This is a genomic window from Alteromonas sp. ABE4_545, from assembly GCF_056161325.1.
This window is the reverse complement of record NZ_JBSWYY010000002.1, coordinates 56,684-74,104: the sequence shown is the minus strand read 5'-3', so window position 1 is coordinate 74,104 and position 17,421 is coordinate 56,684. Positions and strand designations below refer to the sequence as shown.

Annotated in this window: 14 protein-coding genes; 7 read left to right on the top strand and 7 right to left on the bottom strand. The window is 47.1% G+C overall.

Translation table 11 applies throughout. From position 1 onward, the window contains the following. Nucleotides 1-1,356, top strand: coding sequence for a TolC family protein (locus tag ACXAH6_RS02770; RefSeq protein ID WP_474875104.1), 1,356 nt, complete (start codon nucleotides 1-3; stop codon nucleotides 1,354-1,356). A 5-nt stretch (nucleotides 1,357-1,361) separates the two neighbouring features. On the opposite strand, the gene rluF is transcribed toward ACXAH6_RS02770, so the two are convergent. After that, entirely contained in the window at nucleotides 1,362-2,102 is a 741-nt protein-coding gene (gene rluF, locus ACXAH6_RS02765) for a 23S rRNA pseudouridine(2604) synthase RluF (protein ID WP_474875103.1), read from the bottom strand. A gap of 225 nt (nucleotides 2,103-2,327) precedes the next feature. Here rluF and ACXAH6_RS02760 point away from each other — a divergent pair, with 225 nt between their 5' ends. Next, entirely contained in the window at nucleotides 2,328-4,214 is a 1,887-nt protein-coding gene (locus ACXAH6_RS02760; RefSeq protein WP_474875102.1) for a M1 family metallopeptidase, read from the top strand. A 152-nt stretch (nucleotides 4,215-4,366) separates the two neighbouring features. Then, complete coding sequence (locus ACXAH6_RS02755) at nucleotides 4,367-5,755, top strand: MFS transporter (RefSeq protein WP_474875101.1); 1,389 nt, start codon at nucleotides 4,367-4,369, stop codon at nucleotides 5,753-5,755. Nucleotides 5,756-5,854: 99 nt separating this feature from the next. Here the strand turns inward: ACXAH6_RS02755 and ACXAH6_RS02750 are convergent, their stop codons facing one another. After that, a complete protein-coding gene (locus ACXAH6_RS02750) occupies nucleotides 5,855-6,592 on the bottom strand; it encodes a carbonic anhydrase (RefSeq protein WP_474875100.1) in 738 nt (245 codons plus the stop codon). Nucleotides 6,593-6,740: 148 nt separating this feature from the next. After that, nucleotides 6,741-7,244 carry a MarR family winged helix-turn-helix transcriptional regulator gene (locus ACXAH6_RS02745; RefSeq protein ID WP_474875099.1) on the bottom strand — a complete coding sequence of 168 codons (504 nt, stop codon included), beginning with the start codon at nucleotides 7,242-7,244 and terminating at the stop codon, nucleotides 6,741-6,743. A 103-nt stretch (nucleotides 7,245-7,347) separates the two neighbouring features. On the opposite strand from ACXAH6_RS02745, the gene ACXAH6_RS02740 reads away from it, so the two are divergent. Next, entirely contained in the window at nucleotides 7,348-8,529 is a 1,182-nt protein-coding gene (locus ACXAH6_RS02740) for an MFS transporter (protein ID WP_474875098.1), read from the top strand. Nucleotides 8,530-8,635: 106 nt separating this feature from the next. Here the strand turns inward: ACXAH6_RS02740 and gpsA are convergent, their stop codons facing one another. Genes gpsA through ACXAH6_RS02720 form a run of 4 tightly spaced genes read right to left on the bottom strand, consistent with a single transcriptional unit; the run spans nucleotide 8,636 to nucleotide 10,881 of the window. Beyond that, complete coding sequence (gpsA, locus tag ACXAH6_RS02735) at nucleotides 8,636-9,637, bottom strand: NAD(P)H-dependent glycerol-3-phosphate dehydrogenase (protein WP_474875097.1); 1,002 nt, start codon at nucleotides 9,635-9,637, stop codon at nucleotides 8,636-8,638. 11 nt (nucleotides 9,638-9,648) lie between these two features. After that, the gene (secB, locus tag ACXAH6_RS02730) at nucleotides 9,649-10,146 is read right to left on the bottom strand and encodes a protein-export chaperone SecB (protein ID WP_474875096.1); all 498 of its coding nucleotides are present in this window, start codon (nucleotides 10,144-10,146) and stop codon (nucleotides 9,649-9,651) included. Between the two features lie 36 nt (nucleotides 10,147-10,182). Next, nucleotides 10,183-10,440, bottom strand: coding sequence for a glutaredoxin 3 (grxC, locus tag ACXAH6_RS02725; RefSeq protein WP_474875095.1), 258 nt, complete (start codon nucleotides 10,438-10,440; stop codon nucleotides 10,183-10,185). A 15-nt stretch (nucleotides 10,441-10,455) separates the two neighbouring features. After that, nucleotides 10,456-10,881 carry a rhodanese-like domain-containing protein gene (locus ACXAH6_RS02720; RefSeq protein WP_474875094.1) on the bottom strand — a complete coding sequence of 142 codons (426 nt, stop codon included), beginning with the start codon at nucleotides 10,879-10,881 and terminating at the stop codon, nucleotides 10,456-10,458. Between the two features lie 271 nt (nucleotides 10,882-11,152). Here ACXAH6_RS02720 and ACXAH6_RS02715 point away from each other — a divergent pair, with 271 nt between their 5' ends. From ACXAH6_RS02715 to ACXAH6_RS02705, 3 genes are all read left to right on the top strand, one after another. Continuing rightward, the gene (locus ACXAH6_RS02715) at nucleotides 11,153-12,295 is read left to right on the top strand and encodes a murein hydrolase activator EnvC family protein (RefSeq protein ID WP_474875093.1); all 1,143 of its coding nucleotides are present in this window, start codon (nucleotides 11,153-11,155) and stop codon (nucleotides 12,293-12,295) included. A gap of 138 nt (nucleotides 12,296-12,433) precedes the next feature. Next, a complete protein-coding gene (gene galB, locus ACXAH6_RS02710; RefSeq protein WP_474875092.1) occupies nucleotides 12,434-15,157 on the top strand; it encodes a beta-galactosidase GalB in 2,724 nt (907 codons plus the stop codon). A 118-nt stretch (nucleotides 15,158-15,275) separates the two neighbouring features. Next, the gene (locus tag ACXAH6_RS02705; protein WP_474875091.1) at nucleotides 15,276-17,375 is read left to right on the top strand and encodes a TonB-dependent receptor; all 2,100 of its coding nucleotides are present in this window, start codon (nucleotides 15,276-15,278) and stop codon (nucleotides 17,373-17,375) included. The last annotated feature ends 46 nt before the right edge of the window (nucleotides 17,376-17,421 follow it).

Genomic DNA, 17,421 nt, shown 5'->3' with positions numbered 1-17,421 from the left:
GTGTTCAAAGTTGTTCCTTTTGTTGCGCTACTAGCGCTTTGTGGTTGTGCTTATAGTCCTGCACAATTGCGCCCTGAATTTGAGGCGCCTGAAGCCTTTTCTCAGTATACACAGCAGCCTATTGTTATTGATGCTCAATGGTGGCAGTCGTTTCAATCGGGTGAGCTTAGCGGTTTAATGACCGAGTTAACCCAAAGCAACCTCACCTTGTCTGATGCGCAGCTCAGACTCTCTCAGGCGCAGTTGCAATATCAACGCAGTCACGCCGATGATTTACCGGCGGTAACTGCGAGTGCCAGTGGCAGAAGTGCACGTGATCTCGACACCAGTACGCAGCAATCTAGTTCCAGCGCGGGATTGGGCGTGAGCTACGACTTCGATATATGGGGGAGCCGTGAAGCAGAGCAACTGGCGGCAGAACTCGACGTGGATGTGGCACAAGAACAGTGGCGCAGTGCGGCGTTACAAATGCAAGCGTCTTTAGCGACTCACTACATCACCATGTTGAGTTTGCAACAACGCAGAAATATTGCGCGGCAAAATGTGGAGGCGTCTGAAAAGCTGTTAACGTTAATTAACGTTCGTTATCAAGCAGGCGATACCTCGGGGATAGAGGTGGCCCAGCAACGCAATACACTGTTGGCCGCAAAAGCAGAATTACTCTCTATTGAAAACAATATCGTGCTGCGCAATCGTCAAATTGCGGCTTTGCTTGGTGATACTGGGTTTAGCGCTCGGGATTATGCGGCCGATATTAACGAGTTGGCACTGCCTAATATCACTATTTCACAGCCGGCCAGTATTATTGCGCAAAAGCCCGAGGTAAAAGCTGCGCTTAAGCAGTGGCAATTGGCTGATATCGACGTGTATCAGGCGAGCATTGCCGGTTTACCGGGTTTGAGTTTTAGCGCGAGCTTATCGCTGAGTGATTTACTGACGCTTGCTGATGGATGGAGTGTGAGCGGTGCGTTAAGCTCTGCAGCCACACTGTTTGACAACGACAAGCGGGCTCTGGCAGAAGCGGTTAACCGCGTGTCTTTGTCTATCGCAGTAAACAATGTGAAATCGGTAACGCTAGACGCCACACAAACCCTGTTAGACAGTTTGGACAGTTATCGTTATCTAGAACAAGCCTATCAGTTAGACTTGCAAGAACTCGACAATAATCGTCGCTTGTATCAACTGTCGGAGATTCGCTATAAATCGGGTGACACCGATTTTCTCACCCTGCTTAATGCTCAGCGCAGCTGGTTCTCAGCCCAACTTGCTGTAGTTAATAGTTATCGAGATTTACTTATTGGTTCAGTTGACGTGTATCTAGCGGCTGGCGGCATGCCTAAATTGGTCACACCGTAGCGCGTTTATTGGGCTGTTTTACTCGAACCTTTGAGTGCATTATTTAGCTGTTTCATCTCTTTGGCGGTGAGGTTGCGCCATTGGCCAGGTTTCAACTGGTCGAGTTCCAGGTGCATGATACGCGTGCGTTTTAGTTTGGTAACTTCATAGCCTAAGAATTCGCACATGCGACGAATCTGTCGGTTTAAGCCTTGGGTAAGGATAATATTGAATTTAAATTTACCTCGGGCTTTTACTACACAGGGTTTTGTCACCGTACCGAGAATAGGTACGCCTTTCGCCATTTTTTGCAAAAACCGCTCACTGATAGGCTGGTTCACCGTTACTTCGTATTCTTTGTCGTGAGCATTTTCGGCACGCAAAATCTTATTCACAATATCACCGTCGCTGGTGAGTAAGATAAGCCCTTCTGAGGGTTTGTCTAAGCGGCCAATGGGAAAAATGCGTTCTTTGTGTTTGATTGCATCTATGATGTTACCTCTAACGTGACGCTCGGTGGTGCAGGTAATACCGATAGGCTTGTTATAGGCAATGTAGACGCGGTCTGACTTGTCTTTCGCCACTGCCCCAATGAGTTTATTGTCGACTTTAACCCTATCGCCCGATGACACCTTAGTGCCTAGCTCGGGTTTTTTATCGTTAATGGTTACACGCCCTTGCTCAATCAGTTTGTCGGCTTCTCTACGCGAGCAAAAGCCCGTATCACTGATGTATTTGTTGAGCCTTTTCGGCGCGTCGTCGGTCATGTTGGTGTGTCCTCATTAAGTGTGACTGAGTGAGTCAACCTGCCAGACTGGAAAGGGGCTGGTCACTTCGGGGGGATTCTATCAAAAGCGCAGGCATTCGCCACCACACTCGTGCGTTAAATTCGACAGGTTTCACGTATTCTTGCGTTGAGAATACTGGAATTGTGAATCAGTCCGAGTATGATTTCAGTCGAACCACCTAACGACAAGATAATAAGGTTATTTATGAAAAAGTTTGGTTGGCTGGTACTTTCAGCCCCTCTGCTGTTTGCTTGTGGAGAGTCGTCCACGCAAACGGTGGCCGTTGCGCAAGCCGATGCCGAAAAGGTAACGCATATTCAATCGGGCAAAGATTATCACTCTTTGTCTAACCCCGAAGCGGTAAAGGTAACGCATATCGACCTTGACCTCACGGCAGATTTTACTGCGCATATTTTGAAAGGTACGGCGGCATTAACCTATAAACGAGTGCAGCCCGACGCCAGTGAATTGGTTGTAGACACCCGTGCTTTGGACATCCAAGGCGTTACAGCAAATGGCAAATCGGTGGAATTTACTTTAGATAAAGCCGACCCTGAGCTAGGTTCAGCGCTTCGTATTCAACTGCCTACTGGCGTGAATAAAGTCACTATTGCTTATCAAACTTCGTCAGAAGCGTCGGGTGTGCAGTGGTTAACACCGGCGCAAACGGCCGGTAAAAATCACCCGTTCTTGTTTACCCAAGCACAAGCGGTTCACGCCCGTAGTTTTATTCCGCTACAAGACTCGCCACAAGTGCGAGTAACCTACAATGCAACCATTCATACGCCTGACGATCTACTTGCGGTGATGAGTGCGGCTAACGACCCGCAAACTCCTCGCGATGGAGAGTATGAATTCAGCATGCCTCAACCTATTCCGTCGTATTTGATTGCGTTGGCGATTGGTGATTTGCATTTTAAAGCGATGGGCGAGCGCACAGGGGTTTACGCAGAACCCGCTCTTCTCGATGCGGCAGCCGCCGAGTTTGAAGATACAGAAAGCATGCTGATTGCGACCGAGAAAAAGTACGGGCCTTATCGTTGGGATCGCTACGACCTACTTATTTTGCCACCGTCATTTCCGTTTGGTGGCATGGAAAATCCTCGCCTGTCGTTTATCACTCCCACAGTAATTGCGGGTGACAAGAGCTTGGTGTCGTTGATTGCTCACGAATTGGCACATAGTTGGTCAGGTAATACGGTCACTAACGCGACATGGCGTGATTTGTGGTTAAACGAAGGTTTCACCACCTATTTAACCTACCGCATTATGGAAATGGTGTATGGTCACGATCGTTTCTGTATGGAAGCAGTATTAGGTTATCAAGACCTAGAGGCCGATATTGCTGATTTACCTGAGAACGACCAAATTCTGGCTATCGACCTTCGCGGTCGTAACCCTGACGATGTGTTCTCCAATATTCCTTACGAGAAGGGCGCATTGTTCCTACGTGAGCTTGAGCAAAAAGTAGGGCGTGATAATTTCGATGCCTTCTTGATGAACTACTTTGAGCACTTTGCTTTCCAGAGTATTACCACTGATGAATTCTTAGCTTACTTGCAAGATACTTTGTTGAAGCAATACCCTGACAAGCTCGATCAAGCCCGCATTGAACAGTGGATTTTTGCGCCGGGTATTCCAGAAGGGGCACCGCATCCTAAGTCGAACGCGTTTACTTTAATTGATGATGCGCGCTCAGCGTGGTTAGCGGGTGACTTGTTTGTGGCTGATATTCAAACTGCAAACTGGACGACTCATGAATGGTTGTACTTCCTCAATAACATGCCTGAAACGTTGTCGAACGAGCAATTGGTGGCTTTGGATTCGGCGTTTAACCTTACGCAGAGCAAGAATAATGAAATTGCACATAGCTGGTTAATGATTGCTGTGCGTAATGAATACAAAGCAGCTTACCCTCGTTTGCACGATTATTTAGTACACATTGGGCGCAATAAGTTGGTGAAACCACTTTATCGTGCGCTGTCGCAAACGCCAGAAGGTAAAGCCTTTGCTAAGAAAGCGTTTGAACAAGCCAAACCGGGTTATCACCCGTTAACGGTGCGTGCTAATGAAGGCTTTGTAAAAGACTAAGTCTCCGCGTTTTTTACGGTTCAATTAACGGCATCCATAGGGTGCCGTTTTGCTTTCTAATAACCGCGAGGGGCGGCAAACTTGTCTATTTCGGCTCATTGCAGAGTGTTGTTCGTGCTAAAATGAGAGCGTGTTTAGATACTAGGAAGACTATGCCCCCCATTGACAGACCCGTTGCTATTGCCTTGTTGGTTGCCGCCACTACCTTTATGGAAATCATGGATGCAACTGTAATTACAACATCACTCCCGATTATCGCCAACGACTTTGGTGTTGCGGCTTCGCATTTGTCCATTGGCGTATCAGCTTATCTGGTAGCCGTGACGATATTTGTGCCTTTGTCAGGCTGGATCACAGATCGTATTGGCCCTCGCAACGTGTTTGCGGGTGCTATTTGCGTGTTCAGCTTTGCTTCTGTTTTGTGCGCGCTGAGTGACTCTCTTATTACATTTACCCTAGCGCGTATTGTTCAAGGCGTGGGCGGGGCAATGATGGTGCCGGTGGGACGATTAGTGGTATTGCGATCAACTAGTAAAGCCCAGTTGGTAAATGCGATTGCACTGCTAACATGGCCAGCGCTGACCGCCCCGCTGATTGGTCCAATACTCGGCGGCTGGATTGCTATGAATTGGGGGTGGCAGTGGGTGTTTTTAATAAACTTGCCCTTTGGTGCAGTTGCTCTTATCGCGACTTTTTTACTTATCGATAATGAGAAAAGACAAACAGGTAAGTTTGATTTAGTCGGCTTTAGTCTTTGTGGTATTGGCTTTGGCTTATTTATGGCTGGCTTGGAGTTACTCAGTAGTGCAGGGCAAATTGCGCTTATACCTTCACTATTAGTGCTTGCTGGTTTCGGTGTTTTAGGCACGGCTATCTTTCACCTACATCGCAGTGATACGCCGTTATTTACTTTCTATGCGCTGCAATATCACACTTTTCGATTATCGGTATTAAGTGGCTCTCTGGCTCGCATTGCAATTGGAAGTGCGCCCTTTTTGTTACCTCTGATGTTTCAGCTTACCTTTGGCTATACCGCCGTGGAAGCTGGGTCATTATTGCTGTGGTTGTTTGCCGGCAATCTGGCCATGAAAACCATCACTACGTGGTTGATGAATACCTTTGGTTTCAAGCGCGTGCTATTAGTTAATGTAGTGATGATATCGGCGGGGTTTGCGTTGATTGGTACTGTATCGACAACCACACCCTATTGGTTGATATCGTTACTTTTATTCGTAAGTGGAATGAACCGTTCCATGCACTTTACAGCCCTCAACTCTATTGCATTTTCGGATGTGCCAGAGGAGAAAATGCGCGATGCCAATACGCTCAGTGGGATCATTAATCAAATGAACCGCGGGTTAGGCATTGCTGTTGGTGCCTTGTTATTGGCAATTGCTACATGGCTGTGTGGAAACAGTGCGGCAAGCCATGAGTTAATTGATTTTCAGCTCACTTTTTACTTCACCGCTGGCTTAGCATTGTTATCTTTACTCGATATCGCGAGACTACACCCAGATGCTGGTGGTGCCGTACTTAAGTGACAATCTTAGCTACTCAGTACCAGATTGATGAGGGGAAAATCGCTAAGACGAGCATTAAAAACAGGTTTGGTGACAACCAAACCTGTTTGAATAATACCGTTACCTTACAATAATTCGTGCGTTTAAAGGCTGAACCGGTCTATTGTTGCTGTGATGCATGGTATGTAAAAAAGCATTGAGCTGTTCAGCTGAAGCATCGTCCGAATGATCCATCACTAACCAAGTGACCCCTTCAGAACAAGGTGGGGTGGTGAGTGAGCCGTTAAAACGGAAATAGGTTTTTTCTGCAGGGATTAAATCACCTGCGGAAGCCAACTGCATGAGAGATTGTTTTTCTCCGGCATTATGAGGCATGTGATTCCAAACCGTAGACAGGGTTTTGTTTTCTGGGCCTGATTCAAACATGACGGCGACAACGGCTAAATTCCCATCCTTGTCAGCATGTACAAAGTGAGCTTCCATGGGATATTGTCGGCTTTCAATTAAATTTTCACTGGGTGAGTGAAAATGAAATTGCTTTAGTTCGTATTCGTGACCATCGAGGGTAATGTGGCTTCCCGGTTGGTAGTTAACCTGAATAGTGTGGCCATTATTAATCACTTCAAAGCCGCCAGGTTTATAATCCAGTTTAATTTCAGTCAGGTCGCTATCTATGGCGCCACTGATATTCACCGGAGATTGGTTTTTACCGACTGCGCAGGTAGAAAAATCTGTCGCTAGTTCACCCCAGTGTGTTGGGCCGTCCTGACCGTCGTAACTCCAGTGTGCAAGTTCTCCTGCATTTGCCATTAAAGCTGAACCAGCCAAGGCCGCAGCAATCAACGTTTTATAAAACATAGTTCACCTCATTGTTATTGTTGAACATTGAAAGTCAGGCATTTCAATATTCTGTCAGTGCATTTCTGACTGTTGGTGATTATAGAAGTTGATTTTATTAATCGCATGCAGACTTGGCGTAAAATTAGGAAACTTGTCGTATCTAGGTTTAATCCTCGACGTCTTGTGGATCAACGTTGTGCACAAGCTTCAATAGCATTGACGACAACTGTTCGCGCTCTTGCGAAGACAATACGGCCAGAATGTCAGTCTGATTATCGATATGGGGCACAATGGCTGCGTCTATGACGGATTGCCCTTTTGCGGTGAGTTTTACCAAGTTGCCGCGTTTGTCTTTAGGGTTGGGCAAGCGTTCTATTAATCCTGCTTTGGCAAGGTGGTCGAGGCGGTTTGTCATACTGCCTGATGAGATCATCGCCGTTTGATACAACTCTGTCGGTGCAAGCGTATAAGGCTCGCCACTTCGGCGTAGTGTAGCCAATACGTCAAATTCTCCAGGTTGTAAGCCAAATTCGGCGAAGTTAGGAGCCAGTATTTTTTGGCTAACCAATTGATAAAGTTCACCTAATCGACCGAATATCACCATAGACTCGGTTGGTAACTCGGGACACTCTTTATTCCACTGCTGCTCTGCTCTGCTGGCTCTGTCCATTTTTCTTTCCACAGTTTATCTCTACGTAAAGTTAGTTATCTCGACATAGAGATAAATTAAAAGTATCTTTGCGTCGAGATACTTTACCAACTTGAGAGAAAACATGCAGCGTATTTTTGGTTCAGCGACCTTGCTTGCTTTGGCGATAATGCTCATAGGCATTAACTTGCGCCCTTTGCTGGCGTCTTTGTCTCCTCTTGTGGGGCAAATTCAGGCTGCTTCTGGTTTGAGTGAAGGCGGTTTTGCTTTACTTACCAGTGTTCCAACGCTGTTAATGGGTTTATTAGCCTTGCTGGTTGGGTTTGGCGTAATTCGCTTGTCTGCTTTTACTGGGTGTGCACTGGCTCTGGTGTTGATCATTGCCGCTTGTATTGCTCGGGCACTGTCATTGTCATCGGAATTATTGATGCTGAGTGCTGTGCTAGCTGGGGGAGGGATTGCGATTGCTCAAGCCTTCATCCCCGGTGTGATAAAAACGGTTTTTGCCGAAAAAGCCGGCACGGTTACTGCGCTTTATACTACCTCTATTATGGCTGGGGCAGCTATTGCCAGTGCCACAACACCTCTCGTTTACCGTGCATTCGACACGCAAATCGCGTTGGGTGTATGGGCAGTTCCTGCGGCTATTGCCTTGGTGGTATGGGTTCAGGCGCAATTACGTGGCCGACAAGCTCGCTCACTGAGTAAACAAGCAGTACAGCCTATTCGAAAAGGCTTGCCCATCATTAAGCTGTGCCTGTTATTTGGCATCAGCACAGGTGGTTATGTTTTGGTACTGGCGTGGTTGCCCGCTTATTATCAACAATTAGGGTGGTCAGAAACGGCCTCAGGCACTTTGTTGAGTGCACTTACTGGCACCGAAATTATTGCTGGCTTTCTCGTCGCTTACTTACTGAATAAAAATGTGAGTTTACGCACCGGATTACTTACTGCGATTAGTGCGATCTTAGTGGGCTTATTACAACTGGCCTTTGCGCCAGAAGCCATGCTGGTGAGTTGTATTCTGTGCTTAGGGTTGGGTATTGGGGCTATGTTCCCGTTGTCGATTGTGACCACGTTAGAAAAGGCATCGAGTAACACCGAAGCTGGGCTACTTACGGCCATTGTACAAGGCGTGGGTTATTCAATTGCTGCCTTATTCCCGTTAGCCGCAGGTATTGTGAATCAATACGTTACCGATTTAAGTCTGGCTTGGTTAGGTATGCTGGTGGTTTGTGTGCCCCTGTTAGGTGTGGCAGTCTCGTTGTTCCCCGAACAGCAGAGGCAGTTAGCCCCTTCTTGCTAGTTATGGACAAAAGCCGACATTGGGCGAAAGAACATGTAAAAAAAGCCGCTTCACTTATTCATCGTGACGCGGCTTTTTTATTAGAGGTAACGTGAAAACACGGCCTCTATTCCATTTTCAAGTCTCTGCCTAATAGCGCAAACGCCGCCTCTTTGGCTGGTTTGTTGTTGTAGAGCACTTCGTATATTTGCTCGCAAATGGGCATCTCTACATCAACACGCTTGGCTAATACCTGGACTTCTTCGGTATTGCGATAGCCTTCAACTACCTGGCCAATTTCTTCCATTGCCGTTTCAACTGACTTGCCTTGACCAAGCGCCAGACCAAAGCGGCGGTTGCGTGATTGATTATCGGTACAAGTGAGAACCAAGTCGCCCAGTCCTGCCATGCCCATAAAGGTTTCAGGCTGTGCACCAACCTTTACGCCTAAGCGAGTCAGCTCTGCCAGACCACGAGTGATCAAAGCTGTACGTGCGTTGGCACCAAAACCAAGACCATCAGCTAAACCTGCACCAATCGCAATGACGTTTTTCACTGCGCCACCTAATTGTACGCCAATGAAATCGAGGTTCTTATACACTCGGAACGTTTTGGCACAATGGAGCTTAGCGGCAAAATCGTCGGCTAACGCTTCATCAGTCGAAGACAACGAGATTGCGGTAGGTAAACCCGCGGCCATTTCTTTCGCAAAAGTAGGGCCAGATAAAACCGCCAATGGATAGGCTTCACCCAATACATCTTGGGCCACTTCTTTGAGCAATCGTCCGGTGCCCGGCTCAAGCCCTTTTGTCGCCCACAAAATGCGGTGACCGGGTTGGAGCATAGGCTTGATCGACTCAAGCATTTGTTTAAATGCATGGCTTGGCACAACCACCAATATGTCCTGACTCGCAGCAATAGCAGTGGTGAGATCAGGCTCTATGGTGAGCGCGTTTGGGAAAGTCGCACCGGGCAAATAACGCGCGTTTTGGCGCGTTTCGGCCAGCTGTGCAAGATGCGCTTTGTCTCGACCCCATAACAACGTGGGCGTTGCATTTCGGGACAGACAAAAAGCGAGGGCGGTGCCATACGAGCCCGCCCCCAATACTGTTACAGATGCAGAATTCATCAGTGTACAGTTCAAGCGTCTTGTCTAGGCGCCTGACCTTGTGCTTCTTGCGCACGTTTTTGCATGTAAGCAGCAAAAATAGCGTCAAAGTTAACTGGTGCAAGGTTAAGTGGAGGGAAAGTACCACGGTTAACCATGTTTGAAATTGTTTCACGCGCGTAAGGGAACAAGGTGTTAGGGCAGAAAGAACCCAACAAGTGCGCTTTGTTTGCTTCTGGTAAATCTTCGCCAATAGCGAAAATACCGGCTTGTTCTACTTCACACAAGAAACCCGTTTCTTCGCCTAGAGAAGCGGTTACTGTTACCGACAATACAACTTCAAACAAGTTACCGTCTAGTTTGTTGGTGGTAGTGTCGATGTCTAGTTTAACTTCTGGTTTCCACTCTTTAGTGAAGATCGCAGGTGCATTTGGTGATTCAAAAGAAATGTCTTTTGTGTAGATGCGTTGAATGTTGAACTGCGGTGCTTGACCGGCTGCTGCGCCATTTGCTTGATTTTCTTCAGACATGATTTTTCCTATAGTTTTAATGAAGATGCGACGGCGTTACTCGGCCAGCAATGCATCTAATTGATTCTTATATTCTAACGCGACCATATCGTCACAACCGCCAATATGCTGATTGTTGATAAAGATTTGCGGCACGGTGTAACCACCGTTGGCTCGCTCGATCATCACGTCGCGTAGTTCTGGGTTTGCGTCGATAGCATACTCAGTAAATGTGACACCTTTTGCATTCAACAGCGATTTTGCGCGAGTGCAATAAGGGCAATAAGCTTTGGTGTAAATTTCTACTTTGCTCACAACAGACCTTTCGTGTTATTTCGAAATGGGTAAGCCAGCTGTTTGCCAAGCGTTCATGCCACCTTTTAATACTACAGCTTGCTCGAAACCTTCTTTCTTCATAGCTGCGGCGGTCGCACGTGCAGAGTTACCCATTGCACATACAACAATAATGGGCTTGCTCTTATATTTTTCAAGCTTTGAGAAGTTCTTCTGGCGAAGCTCTTCCTGTTTTATTTGACGCGCACCTAAGATGTGACCTGCTTTAAAGTCTTTTTGCTGGCGTGTGTCTAATACCACAGCGTCTTGTTTATTCACCAATTGTGTCATTTCATGTGTATTTACTTCTTTGATTGGCGAAACGATGCCGGCAACAAAGGTGTAAATTAACGCAACCACAAGTACAGCCCAAATAGCTGACAAGTAGACATGATTGCTGGCGAATTCGATTAATTGATCCATTACCTCAAACCTTGGGACGCGTATTGTTAAAAAAGAGAGCAAAGTATATAGAAAATAGCGACAGAAACCAGCCTGAATACCGTACAGAGCTAAATCCTTATGAGTATTGCGGTTTTATTTGCCCATCTATATGCAATCACTTTCGACATAGGTGATATTTGGGCGGATAGATGGATTGCAAGCAATGACGTCAAAGTGTTTAATAGTACTCATCGTCGTTGGTTGCGATTTCGTTTGCCATCTTCACGCTTAAAATAATAACAGGAACGGCATGTTGAGCTTCAAGGGAACAAGGTTAATTTGGGCAGTATTACTGTTGTGTGCCTCATTGTCTCAATGGGCGAATGCGCAAGAGTCAGACGACCCTCAAGTTGCGCTTGAACGCCTACAAGAAGAACTGCAATCACGTCAAGCAACCTTGGCCGCCAACCGCGCAAGCGCTGAAGAGCTTCAACAGGTGCTGGAAAACTCAGAGCGAGAAATTGGCCGTGTGGCTAGCCAGCTCAATCAAACCAAATCATCGCTGGGCGAAAATCGCGAACGACAAGCTCAGCTCAAAAAACGTCAAGGTGAGTTAAAACAAAGCATTTCTCAGCAGCAGTCGCTGCTAGCGAGTCAGTTGCGTAGCGCCTTTATGGCGGGTCATTACGACTATGCAAAAATGATTTTTAATCAAGAAGATGCCCGCACCTTTGAACGTGTTATTACCTACTATCAATACGTGAATGAAGCACGCCAAGAACAGATAGTAAGTTTTCGCAATAAGGTTGATGAACTCGAAGCTGTCAATACTGAGCTGGAACAAAAAGCTTCAGAGCTAGTGGCTTTGGTGCAACAACAAGAATCTCGACAAAACGAATTGAGTGCACGCCAACAAGACCGAGAACAAACCCTGAAAAAACTCTCGGTGAAGATCCGTACCGATGAAAGTCGTATTGCTCAATTAAGAGAAGCTGAACAAGCCTTAGTGGAAGCCATAGAAAGAGCAAAACGCAACACGGTTGAAGTGGCAGATTTGACCGGCTTGTCGAATTTAAAAGGCAAGTTGCCTAAACCTGCATCTGGATCATTCCGCAAATTATTTGGGAAACGTCGCCAAGGCCAGGTTCGCTGGAAGGGAATTATTATTGAAGGGCGAGAAGGCAGTAGTATCAGTGCGATTGCTCCGGGGCGCGTGCTTTATGCTGACTGGCTAAAAGGCTTTGGCTTGGTGGCTATTCTCGATCATGGCGATGGCTTTATGAGTGTGTATGGGCACAACCAAGCGCTGCTCAAACAAGCGGGCGACTTAGTAGGAAAAGGTGAAACCATCGCCTTGTTAGGGCAAAGTGGTGGGCAAATTTCGCCCAACCTGTATTTTGAAATCCGTCACAAAGGTAAGGCGCTTAATCCGGCCTCTTGGTTAGATTTGTAATCGCCCTCTAGCCAAGTATTTCCTCTGTCTTCTGGAAATTCATTTCTGAATTACGTTATTTGCATAAGCCTTTCATACGTTTGTGAGGTCGACTAGTCTCGGCTTTCATGCGGTTTTATGACAAGGTTGACGGTAACAATGAAAGGACGAATTCAGGCCAAGCTTTGGTTGATATTGCTAATGGCTATATCGACTAGCGCAATGGGTGCGCCGCGAGAGCGACAAGCATTTAACGATGACTGGCGTTTCTTCAAGTATGAGAATCGAAGTTTGGCCGACACGTTAATTTATGATGTACGGCCAGACGTTGAAGGTTTTGATGATAGTCAGAATGCGGATGCAAAACCCACGGATGCTGTTGTTACCCAATCTCAAAAACAGGTATTAAAACCTTGGATATTGCCCTCAGGTAATGCCTTTATCCGCGATAAAGCAAAGCATCACTCACGCCCAAATGGCGACCCTGGTCAGCAATTCCCTTTTGTTCAACTGCAATTCGATGATTCGCACTGGCAAGCGGTAACCCTGCCACATGATTGGGCAATTCAGGGCCCGTTTTACACTGGTGACAATCCAGAAGTAGGGGGCGGAATGGGGCGTCTGCCTAGCCCAGGTGTGGCGTGGTATCGCAAACAGTTTTCTATCAGCCAGTCTGATGCTTCAAAGCGGATCTATTTGGATATTGATGGTGCGATGTCTTATTCCATGGTGTGGCTAAATGGGCACTTGGTAGGAGGGTGGCCTTATGGTTACAGTTCTTATCGCTTAGACCTGACACCCTATCTAGATTTTGGTGGCAATAACCAGCTAGCGATTCGGCTCGACAATCCCGCTAACTCATCACGCTGGTATCCCGGAGGTGGCATTTACAGAAATGTATGGTTAGTGAAAACCGACTCAGTACACGTTGCTCAGTGGGGAACACAGGTGATTACTGATCATGTGAGCCGTGAGTCTGCAAAAGTGAATTTGTCTGTCACCGTGGAAAATAACCTCGCTAACGCCGTTGATGTGAAGGTTGAAAATGCCATTTACAAGTTAAATGAACACGAGGAAATTGCCGGCAAGGTAGTGGCTCATTTTCCCACACAACAGCTTAAACTTAGCGCCCAATCTACCCATTTGGTTTCGTTACAGACTAAGGTAATTAAGCCCCAGTTGTGGGGGCCTGCACCAACTCAAACTCCCCATCGTTATGTCATCGTTACACAACTTACGCGTGATGGCGTGATGCTTGATGAGTATCGCACACCCTTCGGTATTCGAGACTTACAATTTGACCCAAACCGAGGTGTGGTGGTGAATGGCGAGCGTATCCCCTTACAAGGGGTAAATCAGCACCATGACCTTGGCGCACTGGGGGCGGCGTTTAACGTGCGGGCAGCTGAACGTCAATTAGAAGTGCTCAGAGAAATGGGCGTGAACGCGATTCGTTTAGCGCATAATCCACCCGCACCAGAACTGCTTGAATTGACCGACAAAATGGGGATTTTGGTGCTCAATGAATCCTTTGACAGTTGGTATAAGAAGAAGACGCCTCATGATTTCCATCTGATATTTGCGGATTGGCACGAGCAAGATCTGAGAGCTTTGGTTAGGCGAGATCGCAATCATCCTTCGGTGATCATGTGGTACATAGGTAATGAAGTGGGCGAGCAATATACCGGGCAAGCTGGGGCTGATGTTGCTATGCAATTAAAAGCCATAGTGAAGCAAGAAGACCCAACCCGTCCTGTGACCGCGTCGATGAATTGGGCTAAGGCTGACTTTCCTTTTTCTGGTGCGATGGATCTTATTAGCTTGAACTATCAAGGTGAAGGGATCCGCCAATCGCCAGAATTTGAAGGCACGAACCGCATTCGTACGCCGCCTTCTTATCCCGCGTTTCATCAAGCGCATCCAGACAAAGTTATCTTATCGAGTGAAACGGCATCGGCGTTCAGCTCACGAGGGATTTATCTATTTCCGGTTAGCCCAGAGATGAGCGCGCCCGTGCGTGATGGACGCGGCGGCGATTCAAGCATTCACCAAGTGAGTGCCTATGAGTTGCACGCGGTGGATTTTGGTTCGTCGGCAGATAAAGTGTTCAAATATATTGATACTCACCCTTATGTGGCCGGACAATTTGTATGGAATGGATGGGATTATATCGGCGAGCCAACCCCCTATTATTCTGCCCGCAGTTCTTATTCAGGCATGATAGATTTAGCCGGCTTCAAAAAGGACCGGTTTTATTTGTACCAAAGCCAATGGCGCTCTGAGCTCCCAATGGTACACATATTGCCGCATTGGAATTGGGCGGGAAGAGAGGGCGAGATAACGCCAATTCACGTGTTTACGTCGGGAGATGAAGTAGAGTTATTTATTAACGGTGAATCGCAAGGGCGTAAAAAAATGGCCCCACTGACTTACCGGATTCGCTTTGATAACACTGTTTATACACCTGGCGAAGTAAAAGCGGTGGCTTATAAAAACGGCAAAGTGTGGGCAGAAGAGGCGGTGCATACTACAAATAAACCGTTTGGGTTAAAGCTTACCGCAGACAGAAGTGTCATTCGCGCCGACGGAGAAGATTTGTCTTTTATTACCCTAGATGTCATCGATGACCAAGGCCGTGTTGTGCCTACTGCAACCAATACGATCCAATTTACGGTTTCAGGCCACGGGGAATTAGTGGCGACTGACAACGGAGACTCGACTAGCTTTACTCCCTTTACATCCGCTACTCGTGAAGCGTTTAGTGGCAAAGCTCTGGCGATTGTCCGTGGCGAGCAAGACGCAGCAGGTTCCATTGTGATTGAAGCCAAGAGTGAAGGGCTAAAGCCAGCATTAATTCGAGTTGAAACACAACGGGTTAACTAACTGAACTTATCACGCTCATTAGTGTTATTTACGACAACATGCGACATTATGTCGCATGTTGTCAGCCGGCTTTCACAGTTAAAATCTCGCGCAAATTCATCGAACTGTTTTATTGCCTGTGAAAAACCGTATTACCCTGTCTTTGGGGCTCAGCGCCAGCTTAATTCTCCCTTCTTTGGCTTTTGCCGATGATGTCGAAACCATAGAAATTACCGGTGAAAGTCTCGAACAAGGCGCTACCAGCGATCTTATTAAACAACTGACAAAAAGCGGCGTTGATTTTTCTGCTGCAGGCGGTGTATCGGCATTACCGGTACTCAATGGCATGATGGGAGACCGTATATTGGTTGCGACTGATGGCGCGCCAATTACCGCAGCCTGTGGCAATCAAATGAATCCGCCATTGTCATACTCATCAGCCACACAAGTGAAAAGCGCGAAAGTGTTGCCGGGCGTTTCACCGGTAAGCGCAGGGGGCGACAATATTGCCGGCGTGATAGAAGTGAATACGCTGGTGCCGAGCTTTACGAATACTGTAGATTTCACGTTCAGTGGGCAAGCGTCTTACGCTTATCGTAGTAATGATAACGCCGACACTTTTAGCGCCAGCGCTGTGGCGAGTAATCAGCATTGGTATTTGCGTTATGCGGGTCAACAGGAAACCGCAGACAGTTATCAGGATGGCCACGGCAATTTGGTGCTAGACACCTTATACAAAGCACAAAATCACGCCTTAGGCGTGGCATTTCAGGATGATGTTCAACAAGCTTCTATCAGTGTTACTCACCAGACTATTCCATATCAGGGCTTTCCCAATCAGTACATGGATATGACCGACAATAAGAGTACAGGGGTAACAACGCGCTATAGCCGAGACTACAGCGCAGGCAATGTCGAAGCCTTGGTTAGCTGGCGCGATGTTAAACATGAAATGGGTTTTTTTAGCGCAGAAAAAACCGGCATGATGCCGATGAATACCGATAGCCAAGATTTAGCGGCCAAGCTCAAATGGACTTTTCCTCTTGATGATGAAGCCTCGCTTATTGTCGGCCAAGGCTATTATCTCAATCAGCTGGATGATTGGTGGCCAGCAGTTGAAGGCTCAGCCATGATGGGGCCAAACGACTACAAAAACATTAATCAAGGTGAAAGAGCGCGAACAGCAGCTTATGTCGAATATCAACAAGCGCCTCGACTGGGCTGGTATTACTCCGCGGGGATCCGTGCAGAATACGTGACAACCGACACGGGTGAAGTTCAAGCGTACAGCGAAGGCGGCATGTCGATGGGTGGTATGAGTGGCATGGCGATGGGCATGAGTGACGCTGAAGCGGCCATGGCGTTTAATATGGCTGATCGCAAACAAGATGACACCTTGATTGACGTGACGTTGCTGGCGACCAAGCAAATTGATCAACAAAGTTCACTGACAATGGGAATAGCACGAAAAAACCGCGCTCCGAATTTATACGAGCGATATACCTGGGGACGCAGCACTATGGCGACCTCGATGATAGGTTGGTTTGGCGACGGAAACGGCTACGTAGGCGCAATTGATTTAAAGCCAGAAACTGCGCATACCGCAAGTATTCGTTACAGTTTATCTGACGTAGGGTCGGAAAGCTGGGCATTAGAGATAGACGCGTGGTACACCAAAGTTAGCGATTATATTGACGTAGAAGTCATTGGCACCACAAATCGTACAGATACCGAAGCAGGGCTGCGCAATACCTTGCAATTTACCAATCTTGACGCGACCTTAAAAGGCGTGAATATAAAAGCGAGTGCTGTTGTTATTGATAACGCATCTGGTGAGTGGTTGGTAAGTAATCGCTTACAGTGGCAGGACGGTAAGCGTGACAATGGTAATGGCAATCTTTATCAAATTTTACCACTGCAAAATACCTTGTCTTTGCAACACAGTATCGAGAACTGGCAAACAACACTTGAATGGCTGTGGGTAGCAGAGAAAGACGATGTTGATGCGCGCCGATTAGAAAACACTACCGACGATTACTCACTGATGAATGTTAATACATCATTGACCCTAGGCAGTATGACATTGTCAGCTGGGGTCACTAATCTATTCGACGAGTATTATTCTCTGCCTCTTGGCGGTGTCAGTATTGCTGAGTTTAATAACGACAATAGCCAAGGCTTTCAACCGATCGCGGGGCAAGGGCGCTCGCTGAATGTTGGGCTTATGTACCGTTTCTAGCGCCGTCTATCGGCCATCATCAAACCGAATAGACAGAGGGCTATGA

What these genes read in the sequence shown, in the direction of transcription:
- ACXAH6_RS02740 (WP_474875098.1), top strand. Translation starts at nt 7,348, where the DNA reads ATGCAGCGTATTTTTGGTTCAGCGACCTTGCTTGCTTTGGCGATAATG.
- ACXAH6_RS02760 (WP_474875102.1), top strand. Translation starts at nt 2,328, where the DNA reads ATGAAAAAGTTTGGTTGGCTGGTACTTTCAGCCCCTCTGCTGTTTGCT.
- ACXAH6_RS02750 (WP_474875100.1), bottom strand. Translation starts at nt 6,592, where the DNA reads ATGTTTTATAAAACGTTGATTGCTGCGGCCTTGGCTGGTTCAGCTTTA.
- rluF (WP_474875103.1), bottom strand. Translation starts at nt 2,102, where the DNA reads ATGACCGACGACGCGCCGAAAAGGCTCAACAAATACATCAGTGATACG.
- ACXAH6_RS02715 (WP_474875093.1), top strand. Translation starts at nt 11,153, where the DNA reads ATGTTGAGCTTCAAGGGAACAAGGTTAATTTGGGCAGTATTACTGTTG.
- ACXAH6_RS02745 (WP_474875099.1), bottom strand. Translation starts at nt 7,244, where the DNA reads ATGGACAGAGCCAGCAGAGCAGAGCAGCAGTGGAATAAAGAGTGTCCC.
- secB (WP_474875096.1), bottom strand. Translation starts at nt 10,146, where the DNA reads ATGTCTGAAGAAAATCAAGCAAATGGCGCAGCAGCCGGTCAAGCACCG.
- ACXAH6_RS02755 (WP_474875101.1), top strand. Translation starts at nt 4,367, where the DNA reads ATGCCCCCCATTGACAGACCCGTTGCTATTGCCTTGTTGGTTGCCGCC.
- galB (WP_474875092.1), top strand. Translation starts at nt 12,434, where the DNA reads ATGAAAGGACGAATTCAGGCCAAGCTTTGGTTGATATTGCTAATGGCT.
- gpsA (WP_474875097.1), bottom strand. Translation starts at nt 9,637, where the DNA reads ATGAATTCTGCATCTGTAACAGTATTGGGGGCGGGCTCGTATGGCACC.
- ACXAH6_RS02720 (WP_474875094.1), bottom strand. Translation starts at nt 10,881, where the DNA reads ATGGATCAATTAATCGAATTCGCCAGCAATCATGTCTACTTGTCAGCT.